Genomic DNA, 20,167 nt, shown 5'->3' with positions numbered 1-20,167 from the left:
ATTCCCATTTTGAAAAAGTGAGTACGATTTCTTGATTTTTGGGATGTTTTGCTGTATGATAAGGAAAATAAAAGGAGGGAGGGAAAGTTTATGGCTTTTACAAATACTCAGAGACGTTCGGCCAGTTTTGGCGTTGTGACCAGCTTGCCTGACGATGTTATCGACTCTTTATGGTTTATTATCGATCATTTTTTGAAAAATGTCTTTGAATTAGAAGAGGAACTTGAATTTCAACTGCTAAATAACGAGGGAACCATCACCTTCCATTTCTCTAGTCAGCACCTGCCGACTAGTATCGACTTTGATTTTAATCATCCCTTCGACCCTCTTTACCCTCCTCGGGTTCTTGTTTTAGACATGGACGGGAAAGAAACCATCCTCCTTCCTGAAGAAAATGACCTATTTTAAAAACTCTAGCTTCTCAGCGCAAACTGCTGAGGAACTAGAGTTTTCTTTTTCTAATAAATAGAGCGACTGACAACTAGACCGTTTGGTTTTGTATACTCTAAATCAAGGTAATCCTGATAAGTCCCTGGCACAATGAAACCTTGGGGACTCAATATATCAGTCCCAGCTTTTCCTACGATAGAGTCTGCCAGCAAGACACAATTGGTACTGAGAACAAAGTAGGTCTTAAACTCAGATGAGCTGAATTTATAGAGGGTCGCATCTGCTTCCTCTTTTAGTTGGTAGGAGTAGGTATGCTTGACCTCTCCCTCTCTTCTTTTCATCAACTGCGAACTTGGTTCCCAAGGAATTAACAGGTCTTCTATCTCTGCTAGGCGAGCTTGGATAGCTGTTTTCTGTTGGTCCGTCAAACTCAGACCATAAGCAAACAAGGTCTTCTGACTTTCCCTCTTGCAGAGTTCGATGTATTTTTCCCGATTGGCCTTAAACAAAACACCATCTCCAACCATACCGAATAAACGCTCCGAGTGGGGATCATAGGAACCATAGGAAATAACTGTCCCTTGATAACAAATATCCACATGTCCCATAGCAAGGAAGAAAGAGGTTTCTGAGGTATGGACAAAAATTTCCAGATCAACCGTCTGGTCGTTTTTTCTTTCTGAATGAACTTCCCCTTCTTGACTTTCATGATTTGCCAGCCACTCATTTAGTTTTCGCAAGGTGCTGATAGGGATCAGAGTTGTTACAAAGATTGGCAAGGTCATTCGCACTCGTCGTTTCAGCTTGGGATTGTTTTCTATCCTTTCAAAAAAGAAACCATCCCGGAGGCTACTGACTCCTAGCATGAGCAAGTAAAATCCAAGCAAAAGCAATTCAAAATTCGCTGCATCGTGAAAAGGAGAGAAGCTATAAAGACCGAATCCTATCATCCATACAGCATCGAAGAGATGATGGAGCCGAGGATGGATGGCATTTTTTCGATAGAGAGACCAGGTCACAAGACTAATGACGCCCGTAAACAGCTGATAGCTCGCAATGATAAAAACCAGAAGATAGAGAGCAAGGTCTTGCAAGATGATGGAGTCAAACATGAGAGCCGCAACCACCAGCTTGGCCAAGGATACAAAGATGTTTTCCCTGCGGTTTTTATCCTGAAACCAGCGAGTCAACAAGTGCCAAACTGCTGACAAGAAAAAGTAGCCCATCAACAACTGGTACCCCATCCGTGGGATAACTTGTCCAAAATGAATCAAGAGAATCCCTAAAACAATAGCAAGCAGGCCTTCCCCAATGCTCTTCCACTTGCTATAGGTCTCAGAAAGTTTAGGCATCGCCTTGCTCCAACTGGTCAACCAAGTATCGAATTGGTTGTTTTAGGATCGGATGAATAAAATGGGGAGCTATTTCCACTAACGGCTCAAGAACAAAGAGGCGTTCTGCTATATAAGGATGAGGCAAGATGAGGTCGTCTGTGTAAATGACCTGGTCCTCCACAAAGAGCAAGTCCAAATCAATCAAACGAGGCCCCCAATGCACTTCTCTCACTCGTCCCATTTCTGACTCAATGGCTAATAATGTTTCTAACAAGACTGGTGCTGGTAGCCATGTTTCTACCTCAACCACTTGATTAGCAAAGCTATCCTGCTCCACTCCACCCCAAGGCTCCGTCGTCAAGACACTGGATTCTTTGAGAATATGGATACCTCGAACTCGCAGTTTGTCAATGGCTTGTTCCAAGTTCGCTTGCTTATCCCCCATATTACTTCCCAGGGCGATAAAGGCCCGTTGCTTACGACGGTGAATGGTCACCGAGCAGGTATCCAACGGTAAATGCACTGGAGCCCAAGGTTTTTTGAGTTCCAACTCAATTTCTTGGACAAGAGGATAGGTCTCAAAGGTACGCTCTACTAGTTTGTAGGCTACCGTTTCAATCAAGTCCTCAGTGGTTTCCTGAAACCAAGTCGTCCACTGCTGACAAAGTTCTCCGTAATGGACAGAAGCCGTCAAGTCCAAGTCTGTCGCTGCCTTGGTCATATCATAGGATAAGCTTGCGGAAATAACAAACTTCTGCCCCAATTCTTTCTCACTAGGGAAAAGACCATGATAGGCAAAAATTTCCAAATCTTTAATCTGCAGTTGATCCATAACTTGTCCTTTCTAGAAAAATCCGCTTAAAGCGGATTCTTTTTATAGTCCCATCAGACGATAAGCCTGATCTCGGAGGTCCTTATCTGTTTCAAATAGACCACGAGCGACTGTCGTCAAGGTTACCGTGCCTGGCTTTCTGACACCACGCATGCTCATACACATATGCTCGGCCTCAATGACAACAAAGGCTCCTTTAGCCCCCAGATAGTTCATCAAGGCATCAGCCACTTCAATATTCAACCGTTCTTGAATCTGTGGTTTTTTAGAATAAACTTCAACCGTACGTGCTAGCTTGGACAAGCCTGCCACACGACCATCTGGAATGTAGGCAATGTGCGCTCTCCCATAAAAGGGCAAGAAGTGGTGTTCACACATAGTGTGGAAAAAAATATCCTTTTCTACAACCATATTATCATCAATAATCTCAAAGGATTTTGACAGGTGTTCCTCCGCTGTTTGACCAAGACCTGAAAAAATCTCTTGGTACATACGGGCTACACGAGCAGGTGTTTCCTGCAATCCCTCGCGATTAGCATCCTCACCGACAGCCTCAATAATCATTTTTACAGCCGTTTCAATCTTTTGTGTATCCATTCTCGTTCTTCCTCTCCATCAGATAGGCTCTCACTTGGCTCAAGAAATACAAGGAGCCCGTAACAATCCTAACTGTTTTTTTCTCTTCTTTTCTATCTGTCAATTTCTGCTCTAGAAAATCCTGCCAACTTTGATAGTTGAGATTTCTAGACTCAGCTGCCTCTTTCAATACTCTTTCATCCGTCGCCCGACTATCGTCAAAACAGGTTAAAGTCAGTTGACTATCTGGCACCGTTTCTAGCAAATCCAGCATATCCTCCAAAGCCTTGGTTTTGATACAAGTAAAGAGAATTTCCTTATGATAGTCATCAAAACGTTCTTGCAAAGTATTCAACAAAGCTTTGATAGCATGCGGATTGTGAGCCCCATCCAAAAGCAGCAAAGGGGCACTAGACACGACCTCCAAACGCCCTGGCCATCTGGTTTCCTCCATGGCTTGAGCAACCAAGTCATTGCTAGCTAATTCTCGTCCAACCTCCTGACAATAAGTGTCTAAGAGAGCAAGCGCCATCCCCGCATTTTCTATCTGGTGCAAGCCAAGCAGACCTGTTTGAAAGCGACCTTGTCTGACAGAACTGGTATAATCAAAGATTTCACCCGCTACCACGCTTTCTTGATGACGAACCTGATAATCTTTTCCATAGGCAAGTCTAGGCGCATCTTTCCCTTCCGCAATGCGGTCAATAACAGTCAAGGCTTCAGGAACAATATGACCTGTCACTAATGGAATACCTTGTTTGATAATACCAGCCTTCTGCTCTGCTATGGCTTCCAAGGTGTCACCAAGTAGGGCTACATGATCCAGTCCAATGGTCGTAATTCCTGTTAAAATCGGCTTGCAGACATTGGTACTATCCAAAAGACCACCCATGCCCACTTCCATGATGGCCACATCTACTTTCTCTGAGGCAAAGTAATCATAAGCTAGAGCTGTGATAATCTCAAACTCAGTCGTTCCTTGTAAAGCAGCGACCTTCTCCCCCTCAAGCAAAGACTGATAGTCTGCCATGAGGGCTTCTAGCCTAGCCTCGGGAATGGATTCCCCATTGATGCTAATCTGGTCTGTGTAATGAATGAGATAAGGCGAGCTAAAAACTCCAACTTTCAACCCCATCTTTTCCAGCATACTTTTCAAAAAAGCAATGGTCGAACCCTTTCCATTGGTTCCACCGATATGGATAACCCTGAGCTTGAGATGGGGATTGCCACGCAAAGCTAATAGTTCCACCATTCGTTCCAAACCAAAATGCGGTTGGTCCGTCCGGTAGTGAGCAATCCACTGATTGTTTTGAATTTCTTTCATCTTATTTATATTGTTTTAAATCTAGATTTTCTGCATCATCTGCCAAACGAATGGCTGACGCAATTTCAACTGCCATCTTATGACTGGCTACATCGTGCACGCGCACCACTTCGACACCCTGTCTCGCAGCGATACTAGTCACATGAGCCGAAGCGGTGTCCCGATTTCGGAAACCGACTTCCGTTTCAGGATTGACTTCAAAGCCATTTCCCTCCAAGATATTGAGGACAAATCGCTTGCGCGAAACTCCAAGAAAGATTGGATAGCCTTTCTGATGCAGTTTATCCAGATCACGTAGAAGGAGTAGATTTTCTTTCTTAGTCAGACCAAAGCCAATTCCTGGATCCAGCAGAATATTTTCTTGTGCAATCCCAGCTTCTTCTGCTCTTGCTAAGGCTCGTTCGAAGAAAGACTTCATCAAATCTTCGATTGGCATTTTTTCAAAGTCAGCTAACTCTTCCTCTGTAAAAGCTTGCCCAAAGCCAAAATGAGGAAATATGAGCGAACTAGGGTGCTGAGGTCGAGTCATGACTGGATTAAACATGATAACTACTTGCGCTCCCGCTTTGGCAACCACATGAGACATTTTCTCATCACCCATGAGACCAGTGATATCATTTACCAGATTGGCACCAGCTTCCAAAGCAGCTTCTGCCACCTGACTTTTCCAAGTATCGATGGAAATAAGGACATCACTTTCCTTACGGATAGCTTTGATTACTGGAACAACACGCTGGATTTCCTCTTCTATCTCAACATAGCTGCCACCCGGCCGAGTTGATTCTCCACCAATATCTAGCATGCTAGCTCCTTCAGCTATCAATTTACGGGCTTGCTGAAGAGCCTGGTCAACAGCAAAAAACTGCCCACCATCCGAAAAGGAATCTGGGGTTACATTGATAATTCCGCAAATGGCTGTTTTTGCCTGACTAGCTTTATTGGACATACGGTCACTCCTCAAGGTTTTTCACCACATTATTTCTCTATTTTACCATAAAAAGAAAAAGATGGATACGCTAGCATTTATCTTTTCCAAGTAAGGAAATGGTTTAGAAAGGTAAGCCTACATTTCGACTAATCAAAACCAGTAAAGCCAGCAAACAAAAGGCGATACCATTGACAATCATATGAAGCAAGATTGACATCTCTAAACGTTCTGTTCTGTAGGCTGTCCAAGTTAAAACTGTCGACATTCCTCCATAGATAAGGAGAGAAGGCAGATTGGTCGGTGTGTGGAGCAAGGCAAAGACGACTGCACCTACAAGATAACCCAACTTCTCCTTCCCACGGAAGATCTTTTTAGGGATAATTCCACGACACAATATTTCCTCACAAATGGGAGCAATCAGAACCAGTAAGAAAAAACTGGAAATCAGCGAGCTATTCTGAACCAGATTATTAATAGTTGATTGGTTGCTGGTCGTAGATTCATTCATCAGACGAAGCAAGGCAGATCCGAATAAATTACTTGTGAAAATAACCAAATAACTCAAAACCAAGCGGGCCAGATCTTTTGCCTTGAAAAAAGAAAGATTGAAGGTCGCAATCTCTGTTTTTCGCGCACTAAAGATAAAAACCGCTAGAATAGCAACCGACAGCAAAGCCACCAAGAGTCCTGACTGGAGGAGTGGGAATTGTCTAGCAGATAAAAGGGCAGATAAAATTAAAGGAAGTTGGGATAACACCAATCCTATTAAAAAAATCAACACCCATATTCCTCTATCCAGAATTTCTTGCCAGATACCTTTTTTCTTCATGATGTACCTCCTTATAATAAAAAGGGGAGACTCCCCTTTTTCTATTATACCATTTATAGCTTATAGCGCCATGCTAATATAGTTCAGGATGAACAAGGCATCCAAAATCCAAATCATCACGTGCACATCCTTGGCTTGACCTTTGACAACTTTTGTCAAGGTATAAGTCAAGAAACCAACAGCAATACCTTGTGTGATAGAGTAGCTGAATCCCATAAAGATAGATGTGAAGAAGGCAGGAACCGCTTCAGCCATATCATCCCAAGGAATGTTTTTCAAGTTAGAAAGCATCATGATTCCGACGATGATCAAAATTGGCGCTGTTGCAGCTGTCGGAACAATCGCTAGAAGTGGGCTAAAGAAGCTAGAGAGAGCAAAACAGATTGCAACAACTAGGGCCGTCAAACCAGTACGTCCACCAGCACCGATACCCGCCGCAGACTCAACATAAGTCGTAACGTTTGAAGTACCTGCAATGGCACCTACTGAAGTCGCCACCAAGTCAGAGTAAAGAGCCTTGTCCAATTTAACTGACTCATGGTTTTCCCCACTTGTCGCAACGATACCAACTTTTTCACCAGTACCGATAAGAGTACCAATTGTATCAAAAATATCCGTTAGTGAGAAGGCAAGAATAGCCATCAAGGTTTCTGGTAAACGTGAAGTGTTTGAAATCAAAGATCCTAAACCTTCTGAGCCCAGAGCGGCACCAAACAAAGTCCCAAGATCATTAACTGCTGATGAAAGATTGTTGCTAGCGAAGTCAATCCCTGATAATTTCACAACACCAACAGCAATGGCAAGCACAGTCGTTGTTAAAATAGAAAGAATGATTCCACCTTTGATGCCTTTAACAACAAAGAAGATGGTAATAGCCAGACCAGCAAGAGCCACCAATACTGCTGGAGTATTGAAGTCTACCAATCCTGGAACGGCTGCTGAGTTTGCAGTAAGTGCAGCTTGAGCCTTGTCTGCTCCTTCACCTGCTACAGTATAAGTACCTGGGTCAATTGAGAATTTCAAGAGACCAGCATTCTTAATCCCAACATAGGCAAGGAAAACACCAATACCAGCTGAAATAGCTGAACGAAGTGTTGTAGGAATAGATTCGATGATCATTTTACGAACATTTGTCAAGGTAATAATCAGTGAAATAATTCCACAAATGAAGACCATACCAAGAGCTTCTTTCCAAGTATAGCCCATCCCAAACACAACTGTAAATGTGAAGAAGGCATTGAGTCCCATACCTGGTGCTTGTGCGTATGGCAAATTAGCATAGAAAGCCATCATCAAAGTACCAACTACAGAACCGATAATTGTTGCCAAGAACACACCTTGAACAGGCATCCCTGTTTGTGAAAGCATTTGAGGGTTTACAAAGAGAATATAACTCATTGCAAAGAATGTTGTTAAACCAGCAAGCACCTCTGTACGGACATCTGTCCCGTGCTCTTTTAGTTTAAATAGTTTGTCCATGTTTAATCTCCTTTTGTTTTTTTACGAACAATGAGAGTATTATATCATTTATCATTCACCTTTTCAATATGTTTGTTTGATTTATTTAACAAAATGAAATTTCTATTTTTGTTTTGAGTCTGTTTTTCTTCTTTCTTTTTGATATAATAGTAGACATCTTATCTGGAATGTACTAGGAAGGTTTATATGACTAAAAAAATTATCGCCGTCGATTTGGACGGAACTCTGCTAAACGCAGAAAGCAAACTCTCCGATTTTACCAAAAAGACAATCAAGAAAATCACAGAAAAAGGACACCATGTCATTATTACTACAGGACGTCCTTATCGTATGGCAAAAGAATTTTATCAGGAATTAGAGTTGCACACACCTATGATCAACTTCAACGGTTCCCTTACCCATCTACCAGGACAGGCTTGGGAGCATGAAAAGTGCCTGACCTTGGACAAAAAATATCTCTTAGATATGGTTAAGCGTAAAGAAGATATCCAAGCTGACTTTATTGCAGGAGAATATCGTAAGAAATTTTATATCACGGCTCCTAATGAAGAAATTGCCAATCCCAAACTATTTGGTGTAGAAAATTTCCAACCAGAAAATCAATTCAAATCTGAATTGGTGACCAAGGACCCTAACTGTATCCTCTTGCAAACAAGAGTCGATGATAAATACGCGCTAGCAGATGAGATGAATCGTTTTTACCAACACCAACTAGCAATCAATACCTGGGGAGGGCCCCTCAACATTCTCGAATGTACACCAAAAGGGGTCAACAAAGCCTTTGCTTTAGAATACTTGCTCAATGTTATGAACCGTGACAGACAAGATTTGATTGCCTTCGGTGATGAGCACAATGACACCGAAATGTTGGCATTTGCAGGCAAGGGATATGCTATGAAGAATGCCAATCCCGATTTGCTACCATATGCAGATGAGCAACTCTCTCTGACAAATGATGAAGATGGTGTTGCCCATACCCTACAAGATTTGTTCCTATGACACTCAAAAAGTTAGCTTGTGCTAGCTTTTTTGATTTTCACAATTTTTCAATTAATCGGCCTGTTTTCATTTTTTTATATTAAATTACTCCCTTATCTTTTTAAATATTTCTACAAAATATCTATATATTAACATTTTGTAAGCGAGTTTTCATTGAAGACCAATACATATTTATAAGAAATGGTTGATTTTTGTTTGAAAACGGTTTATACTTAAAGTTAGGCTTAAAGTTTTCTTAAACAAATAGTCAAACATTTTAAAGGAGGAATGACAATAATGAGTATCGGAATCATTATTGCGAGCCACGGCGAATTTGCTGCGGGTATTCATCAGTCCGGATCTATGATCTTTGGTGAACAAGAGAAGGTTCAAGTTGTAACCTTTATGCCAAACGAAGGTCCTGATGATTTATACGCTAAGATCAATAACGCTGTTGCTGCATTTGACGCAGAAGATGAGGTTCTAGTTTTGGCTGACCTTTGGAGTGGATCTCCATTCAACCAAGCTAGCCGCGTGATGGGAGAAAATCCAGAGCGTAAGTTTGCCATCATCACAGGACTGAACTTGCCGATGTTGATCCAAGCCTACACAGAGCGCCTGATGGACGCTACTGCAGGTGTGGATAAAGTCGCTGCGAATATCATTAAAGAAGCCAAAGAAGGCATCAAAGCTCTTCCAGAAGAGCTTAACCCAGTTGAGGAAGTTGCAACTGCTGCAGCTGCTCCTACTGCCCAAGCTGCTATTCCAGAAGGAACAGTTATCGGTGACGGTAAACTGAAGATCAACCTTGCTCGTCTAGACACTCGTCTCCTTCACGGTCAGGTTGCAACTGCTTGGACTCCAGATTCAAAAGCAGATCGTATCATCGTTGCTTCAGACAACGTTGCAAACGACGAATTGCGTAAAGAATTGATCAAACAAGCAGCTCCTAACGGAGTAAAAGCCAACGTTGTACCAATCAAAAAATTGATTGAGGTTGCAAAAGATCCTCGTTTTGGTAACACACATGCTCTTATCTTGTTTGAAACTCCACAAGATGCACTCCGTGCCATCGAAGGTGGCGTGCCAATCAAGACTCTTAACGTTGGTTCTATGGCTCACTCAACAGGTAAAACAATGATTAACAACGTTTTGTCTATGGACAAAGACGATGTTGCAACCTTTGAAAAAATGCGTGACCTCGGTGTTGAATTTGATGTACGTAAAGTACCAAACGACACGAAAAAAGATTTGTTTGACTTGATTAACAAAGCAAACGTTCAATAATTTTAATCTGTTTCTATCATTTTTGAAAACAGGATTAAGTACTTTATTAAAACTAAATAGAAAAGGAATAAAACCATGTCAGATATTTCAATCATTTCTGCTATCTTGGTTGTAGTTGTTGCCTTCCTTGCAGGTCTTGAAGGTATCCTCGACCAATTCCAATTCCATCAACCAATCGTCGCATGTACCCTTATCGGACTTGCAACTGGTAACCTCGAAGCAGGTGTTATGCTTGGTGGATCTCTTCAAATGATCGCCCTTGGTTGGGCAAACATCGGAGCTGCCGTAGCTCCTGACGCTGCTCTTGCATCTGTTGCTGCAGCGATCATCTTGATTAAAGGTGGTAACTTTACTACTGAAGGTATCGCCGTTGCAACTGCAACAGCTATCCCTCTTGCCGTAGCTGGACTTTTCTTGACAATGATTGTTCGTACAATCTCAGTTGGTTTGGTTCACACTGCTGATGCTGCTGCTAAAGACGGAAACATTGCGGCTGTTGAGCGTGCTCACTACTTTGCGCTTGTTCTTCAAGGTCTTCGTATTGCAATCCCTGCTGCCTTCCTTATCGCTATCCCAGCTTCTGCCGTTCAAGATGCTCTTAAATTGATGCCAGACTGGTTGAACGGTGGTATGGCTGTCGGTGGTGCTATGGTCGTTGCCGTTGGTTATGCTATGGTTATCAACATGATGGCAACTCGTGAAGTATGGCCATTCTTCGCTATCGGTTTTGCTCTTGCAGCAATCTCTCAATTGACTTTGATTGCCCTTGGTGTCATCGGTGTTGCCCTTGCCTTCATCTACCTTAACCTTACAAAACAAGGTGGAAACGGTGGCGGCGGAGCTGCGACTTCTAACGACCCAATCGGTGATATCCTAGAAGACTACTAGAAAGGGGATCAATCATGGCTGAAAAAATTCAATTATCAAAATCAGATCGTCAAAAAGTTTGGTGGCGTTCACAATTCCTTCAAGGTTCTTGGAACTATGAACGTATGCAAAACTTGGGTTGGGCTTACTCTTTAATCCCAGCTATCAAAAAATTGTACACTAAAAAAGAAGACCAAGCGGCTGCTCTTGAGCGTCACCTTGAATTCTTCAACACTCACCCATACGTCGCTGCTCCAATCATGGGGGTTACTCTTGCACTTGAAGAAGAGCGCGCTAACGGTGTTGAAATCGACGACGCGGCTATCCAAGGGGTTAAGATCGGTATGATGGGACCTCTTGCTGGTATCGGTGACCCAGTATTCTGGTTTACAGTTCGTCCTATCCTTGGAGCCCTTGGTGCATCACTTGCTGCGTCTGGTAACATTGTTGGTCCTCTTCTCTTCTTCTTTGGATGGAATGCTATCCGTATGGCCTTCCTATGGTATACACAAGAGTTCGGTTACAAAGCTGGATCTGAAATCACTAAAGACATGTCTGGTGGTATCTTGAAAGACATCACCAAAGGAGCATCTATCCTTGGTATGTTCATCCTTGCCGTTCTTGTACAACGTTGGGTATCTATCAACTTTACTGTGAACCTTCCAGGTAAACAATTGGCAGAAGGTGCTTATATCAACTTCCCAGAAGGCGCTGTAACAGGTGGAGAATTGAAGGGAATCCTTGGTCAAGCACTCAGCGGATTGAGCTTGGATAGCGTTCAACCACAAACTCTTCAAGGTCAGTTGGACTCATTGATTCCAGGATTGATGGGACTTCTCCTTACTTTCCTTTGCATGTGGTTGCTTAAGAAAAAAGTATCACCAATCGCAATCATCCTTGCTCTCTTTGCAGTAGGTATTGCAGCTCGTTTCTTCGGTATCATGTAATCCAAGCAATTGAGAATATAGATAAAAAAGAATCAGGATTAAACCTGATTCTTTTTGTGTATCAACTTTTTCTTCTAGTCAGATAATGCAAGCCCCCAATCACCACTGCTAGGATGGCTACATAGACAACTTGGCTGGTTTCTAAAGGCACATACGCTCCTTGCAGGATAAAGGTATTGACAAGCACTCCAACAAGGGCTGCAAGGCTCAAAAGTATGAGCAAGACTAGTTTGTATCGATTAAATGGCAGACTGACCTTGGCAACCAGACACAGACCATTGAACAAAGCAAGGAGGAAGCAAATAAATTTGACCTGACCTGGGACAGTGATAAAGAAGTTCGTCAGGAGAACACTAGCAACCAGAATGCCTCCACCAATCGCCGCGTTGGTTAGGATATCTCTCATAAAGTGAGTGCTAACCTTTTCTTTATTGGACTCAAAAGTTAGGAAGAAAGATGGAATCCCAATCGTAATAGCTGAAATGATTGTAAACTGAATAGGGATAAAGGCGAATTCCAAACCAAATACCACACTCAAAATGGCAAACACGACGGAGAAGAAGGTCTTTGTTAGAAAAAGAGAGGCTACCTTTTGGATGTTATTGATGACACGGCGTCCTTCCATCAAGATATCATAAAATACTGCAAAGTCATCTGTGAGAAAAACAATATTGGATACACTTTTGGCTGCGCTAGTAGCACCATTCATAGCAAAACTGATATCTGCTTTCTTGAGAGCCAGAACATCATTGACCCCGTCACCGCTCATTGCAACTGTTTTACCAGCATTTTGCAAAATAGATACCATCTTTTGCTTCTGTTCAGGTGTCACACGACCAAATATTTCGTGTTCCAAGACCACTCTTTCAAAGTCATCATCGCTCACCTTGGTCATATCAATCGCACGGGCTTCTTCCTTAAAACCTGCCTTACGAGCCACCCCATATACAGCCACATGATTATCACCACTGATAATCTTCACTTCAACACCTTGAGATTCGAAATAGTCAAAGGTTTCCTTGGTATTGTCCTTAATCTCATCTGACAAAACGACGTGCCCTAATAGTTCCATTTCGGATGGGCTTGTAATGTGGTCCTTACTATGGGCAAGTGTCAAGATTCGAAAACCTTGCTGTTTCAGATGCTCATAGTAGGCATCCATCGGCTGGGTAAAGCCTAAAAACTCATAGGCTCCGAAGAAATAGGTCCCACTGTCTTTTACTTGGACAAAGGAATACTTGTTTTTACTTGAAAAGGCACCGACTTCTTGAACTTCCCACTTTTTCTCACAGGTTAAGTAAGTCTTCAGAGCTCGGGAAGTTGCATTTTCATCTTCGAAATAAGCCAAATAAGAAGACAGTTTCTCTGCTACATTAGCATCCATTTCTTGGACCTTCATATTCCCCGTCGTGATGGTTCCAGTCTTATCAAAACAAAGAACATCTACTCGCGCCAAGGTCTCTACACAGTATAGCTCCTGCACTAGAACCTTCTTTTTAGCCAACTTCATGGCTGCTACCGCTAGGGAGACGCTAACCAAGAGAATCAAACCCTCTGGAATCATGCCGACCAAGGCACCTGAACTTCCCAAGACAATTTCAACATAAGACCGTCCTAGACTAAAACCTCTGACATAAAGCAGAATCGCAACTGGCACTAGCAAGATAGAGACGATTTTTAAAATCTTATCCATATAATCGCGCAGTTGAGAAGGGTATTTTTTGAATTCCTTGCTGGATTTTGCAAGTTTGTTGATATAACTATCGGGTCCGACCGCCGTCGCCGTGACCAGACACGTACCGCTGACAACATTGCTTCCGCTCATCAGCTTGTCACCAACCGTTTTAAAGACCGAATCACTCTCACCAGTCAGCAAGGACTCATCAACTTCAATATTCCCTTCAAGCACTTCTGCATCTACAGGCACCTGATCTCCCAGATTGAGATGCAGATATTCCCCCAGTACGATGTCTTCTGGATCAATCTCAATCGTTTGACCATCTCGATTGACCCTGTACTTACTCTTACCAAGCAAACTCAGCTTTTCCAAAGCATTTTTTGAACGCACTTCTTGGAAAATACCGATGGCTGTATTGATGGCAATCACACCTAAAAAGAGCATATTTTCAAATCGCAAGGTTGTGGCTACCAGAACTGCCAGAGCCAAGTTCATGGCATTAAAGAAGGTAAAGATATTTGAAACGACGATTTCCTTGGTTGTTTTATAGGGTTTAATGTCGCTGATATTTCGTTGACGACCCTTGATGTCTTGACTACTTAAATACTTCATTTCTACTCCGATATCCTTTTGTACTACTATAGTAACACATATCTTTTTCTCTGTCACTTAAAGACTCAAAATAAGGAGAACTCACTTAGCAAGCAGCATCTATCGCCACTTCAAGAAGAACTTAAAAAGAGGCTAGGATTTCCCTAACCTCTTTTCTTTATGCTTTATTCTGCCAAGGCTCCCATTGGATCCCATGGTGCGAGTACGATTGGTTCTGCTTCATAAGCAGCTTGTTCTTCTGCTGTCAGCAATTCCTTACGGACAACGATTTGGTAAGTGTATTCATCCATCCAAGCGTCTGAGGCAACAAAGTAACCATCTGCGCCGACCTTATCTCCCCATGAGTTTTCAACCTTCCACTTAGTTGACTTGCCATTTTCATCCAAATCAACACCTGTCAAGACCATGGCGTGGGTCATCAAGCTTTCGCTGTAGTCCAAACGTCCAGCTTTGTCTTGAGTGAGTTGAATATCCATGCTTGATTCAAAGTCATAAACATCTGTCGCAAGAATTCCTGCTTTGCGGTTGCTGAGCTGGCCGACATCTGAACCAAACCAAACAGTCTCACCTGTTTGCATTTGGGCAATCGCCAATTCTTTCAAGCGCTCCATTGGAACGTTGATATAGCGAACTGCACGGCTACCAACCACATTTCCTAACATCTCAACTGTGTAAGATTTGCCGTAAGGCTTGTCAGCAGTTGGAGCATTGATAACAGAAACGTAGTCTTCTAGAGGAAGATTGACATATTTCTTGTAAAATTCCTGTGGTGTGATTCCTTTTTCGCTTTGGTAGTTGTCATCCTTATCGCGATAAGCAAAGTCAAATTGACGTGGTGGAAGTCCTAGTGACATAGCAAGGAAGTTAAAGATTTCTTGTAAGAGGTCTTCTTTCTTAGCTTGAACAGTCACTTGGTCTGCACCAGAAGCGAGCAAGTCACGCAAGATTTGGGCATCTTGACGGAGCAATTTATTGAGGATGGCATTGAGCTCACGGCTGCTGCTAGATGAAACAGACTCAGGATAAACAGACTTAGGAACGACACCGTATTTTTCAAAGAGGGCAACGACCATATCCCATTGACCTCCATCTTGTTGAGGGGTTTGGAGTAGGAAGCTAACCTTGCGGCTCGTCAAGTCTTGGTCTGCAGTCGCAATCACTTGCTCCAAGAACCAGTTTGATTTCTCATACTTGTCCCAGAAGAAAGTGTGGGCTTGTGACAATTCAAAGTTTTCCAATTTGTATTGAGAGATGAGTTTGTGGCGGAAGGTGTTGAGAGCTGCAAACATCCAGCAACGACCAGAGGCCTTCTGGTTAGTAACCTTGTCCTTGGTCAAATCCAATGAGAAAACAGGTGTATTGTCTACATGGCTTTGACGACGTTCTAGGGCTGCAAAAATTCCGTTGTGGCTGGCAGCATTTTCGATCGCTTGGTATTTGACATTTGCTTCATAGTTGGCAAATAATTTATCTGTAAATGATTCTTGAATCGCGTTCATAGATTCCTCCTTTTATTCTACTGTCTATTATAACTCTTTTCACAAAGGAAGCAACTGAAAAACGAAAAAGGAAGGGACATTCTCCCTACCTTTTTACTAAAATACATTGACTTAATCAATACTAGCAAGAAGCTCCTCTAACTCCTCCTTGGTCAGGCGACGCCATTCACCCCGTTTCAGCTTCTCGTCTAAAATCAGTGCTCCCATAGTCAAACGTTGCAGGTCTACCACTTCCTTACCACAGTAGGCTACCATGCGTTTAACTTGGTGAAATTTTCCTTCGGCAATGGTCACCCGAACCAAACTTTGATTTTTTTCTGGATCTACCGATACAAGCTCCAGTCTAGCTGGCTGGCAGGTAAAGTCCTTGAGAGGAATGCCCTCAGCAAATGTCTCCACATCTTCTTGGGTCATGATGCCCTCGACTTGCGCCAGATAGGTCTTATCCACATGACGTTTTGGTGAAAGCAAAGCATGAGCCAACTGGCCGTCATTGGTCAAAAGTAGGAGACCATGCGTATCAATATCCAAGCGCCCTACTGGGAAAACTTCCTTACTTCGAGCCACATCATCCAACAAGTCTAGAACCGTTCTATGCTTGGAATCTTCAGTCGCTGAAATAACTCCTTGGGGCTTGTTCATCATGTAGTAGACAAACTCCTCATACTCCAGCACTTGGCCATCAAAGCGAATCTCATCTCTTTCTTCATTAATCTGCAATTTAGCTGACTTTTCTTTTTTACCATTTACTGTCACGCGCCCAGCCTTGAGCAAGTTTTTGACTTCTGTCCGACTCCCCACAGCACAGGCAACTAAAAATTTATCTAATCTCATAGAACTATTATATCATACTCAAAAGGAGGCTGGTTCAATGACCAACCTCCTTTTCTTTTCAGATTTAGGAACTTAACTTCCTCGTCTCCAGAAAATAGCTAAGACAAGCATAGCTCCTAAAATAGCAGGAATAACAGCTGTTCCCGCTAGAATTGGTCCCCAAGTCCCAAAGAGCAGGTGGCCCAGAAAGGCTCCAATCCAGCCGAGAAACATTTTTCCAAAGCATCCCATGCTCTCTCCCCGATTGGTCAAAGCACCTGCCAAGAGTCCCACTAGGAGACCAACAAACATACTTCCAATCATAGCTTCTCCTTAATTTGCCCAGTCTCCATTACGGAAGAGAGGTACGCGCGTTCCATCCTCACGGATACCGTCAATATCCATTTGATTCGAACCAATCATAAAGTCCACATGAACATCTGAACGGTTCAGGCCTGCAGCTTCAAGTTCTTCTTCGCTCATCTCTGCTCCACCAACAACGCTGGTCGCATAGGCAGCACCGATAGCCAAGTGATTTGAAGCATTTTCATCAAAAAGGGTGTTGAAGAAGGTAATGCCTGACTGTGAAATTGGACTTGGATCTGGTACCAAGGCACATTCACCCAAGGCACGCGCACCAGCATTTTCAAAGACAAGGTCTTTCATGACCTGATCACCCTTTTCAGCAGTAATGTCAACGATTTGTCCATCCTTAAAGGTCACCTTAATACCTTCGATGATATTGCCATTGTAGCTAAGTGGTTTTGTAGAGGTTACATAGCCATCTGCACGACGGAAGTCAGGAGCCGTAAAGACTTCTTCTGTCGGCATATTTGGCAAGAATCCTTCTCCCTGTGCATTGATAGCGCCAGCTGATTCCCAAACGTGATTCTTAGGCAAGCCAAGTGTCAAATCTGTCCCTGGCGCTGTGTAGTGAAGGGCTGAAAATTGTTCTTTATTAAGCATTTCCGCCTTACTCTTAAGAATGGCTGCATGTTCTTCCCAAGCCTTAACTGGATCTTCTTCATAGACACGACAAGTTTTGAAGATTTGGTCCCAAAGGAGATCGACTGCTTCTTCATCGCTCGCAGCATTTGGAAAGACCTTCTTAGCCCACTCAAGCCCTGCTGCAGCTGCTACAGTCCAGCTAACCTTGTTGGATTGAGTTGCGATGCGCATCGGCTTCATAGCGAGTCCCATCGCTTTTGCAGAAGCTGAAAGCTTGTCCGCATCCACTCCGTTCAAGGCACCTGGATCAGATGAACGGACACCGAGACGGCTAGCCTTGTTTTCCAAGAGATAGTTCATCTCAGCAATCTTGTATTCTGGCACATTGTCCAAACGCTCCATCGGCGCGTGGAGGAATTTCTCACGGTTGATCACATCATCTGTCCACTGAACGATGACCTCATGCGCACCCAAGGCATAGGCTTCTTTCACGATCAAATGCGCCAACTCACGTTGCTCCACATCGATAGAAAGAGCCAAGGTGTGACCAGGTTGCACGTTGATTCCATTCGCAACCAATAATTTCGCATATTTTTCTAGATTTTCTTTAAAATTTGGTAAAACCATTTTATTCTTCCTTTTCTATTCTTCTTTCAAAGCAGTAAACAATCCTGCTAAAGCAATGGCACCAGACAAGAGTGCTGTCGATAGAATAATTGTTTCATCTGCAAGCTCTAGCTGATAGTCAAAAACCTTTTCAGCAGGTTTATCTTCCGCAAAAATCCTAAGTTTCATGAAATGTCCTCCGTTACTAGTATATCACATATGATGTAAATTTAAAAACAAGCCTAATAAAGCTTTTTTTAATTAACTATCCAAGAATTGAAAACGCAATATACAGCTATATTGACACTCTTCTTTTAGTTATATTGACATAAAAAAGATGAGGTGATATTCTATAGATATACACTAAAAAATACATAGGAGCAAAAAATGATGGACGAAATCTTTAACAATGAAATTGCAAGACAATTTACTAGTGCTATTCTGGATAAATACTTTTCACCTATTATTTCCAAAACAACTGACAAATTTAAAACGCTCTACAATGAGGCAAAAATTAATCTAGAGATTCCTTTCCAAGATTATTTAACAAATTCTTATAAAAAATATAGTAAAATCAAAACGATTATCTACGGAATTGAGCCCAAAAGACTGTATGATTTTTTTGAAGTTCCTTTTTTAGAAAAAGGCTCAGACATCATCAAGCCCACCACAACAAGAGTACTAACTGATATCTCAAAATTTTTAATCATTGAAGGTACTGGTGGAATTGGTAAATCCACTCTCATGAAACACCTTTTTCTAAGTGAATTAGAATTAAAAGACTATATTCCTATTTTTATTGAATTAAAAGATTTCAACGAAGAGGAGCATTTAGACCTTGAGCAGTTACTATTAAAAAAACTAAATCAATTTCACAATACATTCAAAGAAGAATATTTAGATTATGCACTTCAATCGGGATGCTTTTTATTCCTATTGGATGGCTATGATGAATTGTATAGCGAAAACCAAAAAGAATTTTTCAAGAAGTTAAATGATTTTTGTGACAAATATCCTGAAAATCATTATATCCTTTCTTCAAGACCTTATACTGAATCTGAGTTCATTGAATTTCAGCGATTTACAGTTCTAAAATCTACTCCCTTTACTAAAGCACAAGCTATAAGTCTTATTACAAAAATTGAATATCCAGATGAGGAACTCAAAAATAAATTTATTCGCGACCTAGAGAGCGGTTTATATGATAGACATGAATCCTTCGCTTCAAATCCTCTGTTACTAAATATTATGCTCTCCACTTACAACGACTATGCAGAAATTCCTCAAAAATTACACCTTTTCTACTACCAGGCTTTTGATACAATGCTCTCGAAACACGATGCTACAAAAAGTTATCGACGAAAGCTGCTTTCAAACTTAAGTTCAGATACTTTTAAAGAATGTTTTGCAATCTTCTGTTTTCTAACATACCAAAAGGCAAAAACGGAGTTGACATTTCCAGAGATTGAAGAAATTTTTAAAAAATTTCCTCCTCGAATTAAAAACGTTCTCAATATAGACAATTTTATCTACGATTTAGAAAACTGTCTGTGCGTACTCTACAAAGAAGGAAACAGATACAAGTTCTCCCATCGTTCCTTCCAAGAATATTTTGTTGCTTATTTTCTAAATATACAAACGGATAGTAAGATGCGTGACTATAGCTTTCATCTAATAGGCTCAGGAAAATTTAGCACTAGTGCAGATTCAGTATTTTTTATGTTAGAGGATATGAATACCCAACGCTTCAATAGCAACATATTAATTCCGTTATTAGATAAATTTGAAGAATCTAAAACTAGTGATGAAAACTGGTTGGAATACTACATCCTCAACCTTCCTGTAGTGATTGAAGTTAATACAAAGTCTAGGAGCACTAGAGATTTTGAAATAAGGTTATATTTACCAACAGATGGATCTCATAGTTTTATTTATAATTTTTTCGAAAAACTATCACCTTCAATATATACAAAAATATATACAAATCACTAGAGCATTCTAATAGTCAGCTAATTTCATTCTGCAAAGCTAATAACTTAGTATTCACAAAAATAGATCCTAGGGAACTTATAAAGAATAAAAATTTATTTAAATTATTTAAAAATTCCTGGATTGGCCAACATGTACTTTCTCTAACTCATTACAAACAGAAACTGATAGATTCCCTAAAAGAAGATGATATAGTATTAGAGGATTAGTAATCTAGCCGTTATATATTTATGTTCACAATTAAAAAATAA

At 41.6% G+C, this 20,167-nt stretch carries 19 protein-coding genes; 6 read left to right on the top strand and 13 right to left on the bottom strand.

Annotated features, from left to right (window positions below; genetic code table 11):
* The first annotated feature begins 90 nt into the window (after positions 1-90).
* Entirely contained in the window at positions 91-408 is a 318-nt protein-coding gene (locus HMPREF0850_RS05545) for a DUF960 domain-containing protein (protein WP_000886039.1), read from the top strand.
* Positions 409-458: 50 nt separating this feature from the next.
* Here HMPREF0850_RS05545 and HMPREF0850_RS05540 read toward each other — a convergent pair whose 3' ends face one another.
* The 7 genes from HMPREF0850_RS05540 to HMPREF0850_RS05510 all read right to left on the bottom strand — a co-directional run bounded on the left by HMPREF0850_RS05540 (position 459) and on the right by HMPREF0850_RS05510 (position 7,692).
* Complete coding sequence (locus HMPREF0850_RS05540) at positions 459-1,742, bottom strand: DUF308 domain-containing protein (protein WP_001125353.1); 1,284 nt, start codon at positions 1,740-1,742, stop codon at positions 459-461.
* The gene (gene folK, locus HMPREF0850_RS05535) at positions 1,735-2,556 is read right to left on the bottom strand and encodes a 2-amino-4-hydroxy-6-hydroxymethyldihydropteridine diphosphokinase (protein ID WP_000372501.1); all 822 of its coding nucleotides are present in this window, start codon (positions 2,554-2,556) and stop codon (positions 1,735-1,737) included. Before folK ends, HMPREF0850_RS05540 begins: the two co-directional genes overlap by 8 nt.
* A 42-nt stretch (positions 2,557-2,598) precedes the next feature.
* Entirely contained in the window at positions 2,599-3,153 is a 555-nt protein-coding gene (folE, locus tag HMPREF0850_RS05530; RefSeq protein ID WP_000380934.1) for a GTP cyclohydrolase I FolE, read from the bottom strand.
* A complete protein-coding gene (locus tag HMPREF0850_RS05525; protein WP_000659084.1) occupies positions 3,134-4,456 on the bottom strand; it encodes a bifunctional folylpolyglutamate synthase/dihydrofolate synthase in 1,323 nt (440 codons plus the stop codon). The genes folE and HMPREF0850_RS05525 overlap by 20 nt, the downstream gene beginning before the upstream one ends.
* Position 4,457: 1 nt before the next feature.
* Positions 4,458-5,402, bottom strand: coding sequence for a dihydropteroate synthase (folP, locus tag HMPREF0850_RS05520; protein ID WP_000066040.1), 945 nt, complete (start codon positions 5,400-5,402; stop codon positions 4,458-4,460).
* 103 nt (positions 5,403-5,505) lie between these two features.
* Entirely contained in the window at positions 5,506-6,213 is a 708-nt protein-coding gene (locus HMPREF0850_RS05515; protein WP_000726540.1) for a CPBP family intramembrane glutamic endopeptidase, read from the bottom strand.
* Between the two features lie 60 nt (positions 6,214-6,273).
* Complete coding sequence (locus tag HMPREF0850_RS05510) at positions 6,274-7,692, bottom strand: NCS2 family permease (protein WP_000359243.1); 1,419 nt, start codon at positions 7,690-7,692, stop codon at positions 6,274-6,276.
* 186 nt (positions 7,693-7,878) lie between these two features.
* On the opposite strand from HMPREF0850_RS05510, the gene HMPREF0850_RS05505 reads away from it, so the two are divergent.
* From HMPREF0850_RS05505 to HMPREF0850_RS05490, 4 genes are all read left to right on the top strand, one after another.
* Positions 7,879-8,691 carry a Cof-type HAD-IIB family hydrolase gene (locus HMPREF0850_RS05505; RefSeq protein WP_000162330.1) on the top strand — a complete coding sequence of 271 codons (813 nt, stop codon included), beginning with the start codon at positions 7,879-7,881 and terminating at the stop codon, positions 8,689-8,691.
* A gap of 276 nt (positions 8,692-8,967) precedes the next feature.
* Positions 8,968-9,957: a PTS sugar transporter subunit IIB gene (locus HMPREF0850_RS05500; protein WP_000021994.1), complete on the top strand. Its 990-nt coding sequence runs from the start codon at positions 8,968-8,970 to the stop codon at positions 9,955-9,957.
* A gap of 75 nt (positions 9,958-10,032) precedes the next feature.
* Positions 10,033-10,845 (top strand): PTS mannose/fructose/sorbose transporter subunit IIC, encoded by an 813-nt coding sequence (locus HMPREF0850_RS05495; protein ID WP_001280323.1) that lies wholly within the window; start codon positions 10,033-10,035, stop codon positions 10,843-10,845.
* 14 nt (positions 10,846-10,859) lie between these two features.
* Positions 10,860-11,771 carry a PTS system mannose/fructose/sorbose family transporter subunit IID gene (locus HMPREF0850_RS05490; RefSeq protein ID WP_000818315.1) on the top strand — a complete coding sequence of 304 codons (912 nt, stop codon included), beginning with the start codon at positions 10,860-10,862 and terminating at the stop codon, positions 11,769-11,771.
* Positions 11,772-11,832: 61 nt separating this feature from the next.
* Here HMPREF0850_RS05490 and HMPREF0850_RS05485 read toward each other — a convergent pair whose 3' ends face one another.
* The 6 genes from HMPREF0850_RS05485 to HMPREF0850_RS05455 all read right to left on the bottom strand — a co-directional run bounded on the left by HMPREF0850_RS05485 (position 11,833) and on the right by HMPREF0850_RS05455 (position 18,116).
* The gene (locus HMPREF0850_RS05485) at positions 11,833-14,061 is read right to left on the bottom strand and encodes an HAD-IC family P-type ATPase (RefSeq protein WP_000876394.1); all 2,229 of its coding nucleotides are present in this window, start codon (positions 14,059-14,061) and stop codon (positions 11,833-11,835) included.
* Between the two features lie 164 nt (positions 14,062-14,225).
* On the bottom strand, positions 14,226-15,560 hold the full coding sequence (gene pepC / locus HMPREF0850_RS05480) for an aminopeptidase C (RefSeq protein WP_000991653.1): 1,335 nt from the start codon (positions 15,558-15,560) through the stop codon (positions 14,226-14,228).
* A 111-nt stretch (positions 15,561-15,671) separates the two neighbouring features.
* Complete coding sequence (locus HMPREF0850_RS05470) at positions 15,672-16,394, bottom strand: pseudouridine synthase (RefSeq protein ID WP_001234911.1); 723 nt, start codon at positions 16,392-16,394, stop codon at positions 15,672-15,674.
* A 72-nt stretch (positions 16,395-16,466) separates the two neighbouring features.
* On the bottom strand, positions 16,467-16,697 hold the full coding sequence (locus HMPREF0850_RS05465; RefSeq protein ID WP_000580446.1) for a GlsB/YeaQ/YmgE family stress response membrane protein: 231 nt from the start codon (positions 16,695-16,697) through the stop codon (positions 16,467-16,469).
* Positions 16,698-16,706: 9 nt separating this feature from the next.
* Positions 16,707-17,948 (bottom strand): aminopeptidase, encoded by a 1,242-nt coding sequence (locus HMPREF0850_RS05460; protein ID WP_000243939.1) that lies wholly within the window; start codon positions 17,946-17,948, stop codon positions 16,707-16,709.
* A gap of 15 nt (positions 17,949-17,963) precedes the next feature.
* Positions 17,964-18,116, bottom strand: a complete 153-nt coding sequence (locus tag HMPREF0850_RS05455) for a hypothetical protein (protein ID WP_000776618.1) — start codon at positions 18,114-18,116, stop codon at positions 17,964-17,966.
* A 198-nt stretch (positions 18,117-18,314) separates the two neighbouring features.
* Between HMPREF0850_RS05455 and HMPREF0850_RS05450 the strand changes: the two genes are divergently transcribed.
* A complete protein-coding gene (locus HMPREF0850_RS05450; protein ID WP_009013856.1) occupies positions 18,315-19,919 on the top strand; it encodes an NACHT domain-containing protein in 1,605 nt (534 codons plus the stop codon).
* The last annotated feature ends 248 nt before the right edge of the window (positions 19,920-20,167 follow it).

Origin of the sequence: Streptococcus sp. M143 (assembly GCF_000162495.1) — a bacterium.
Lineage (GTDB): Bacteria > Bacillota > Bacilli > Lactobacillales > Streptococcaceae > Streptococcus > Streptococcus dentisani.
The sequence above is the reverse complement of the archived record's forward strand: the minus strand, read 5'-3'. Positions and strand labels throughout refer to the sequence as shown.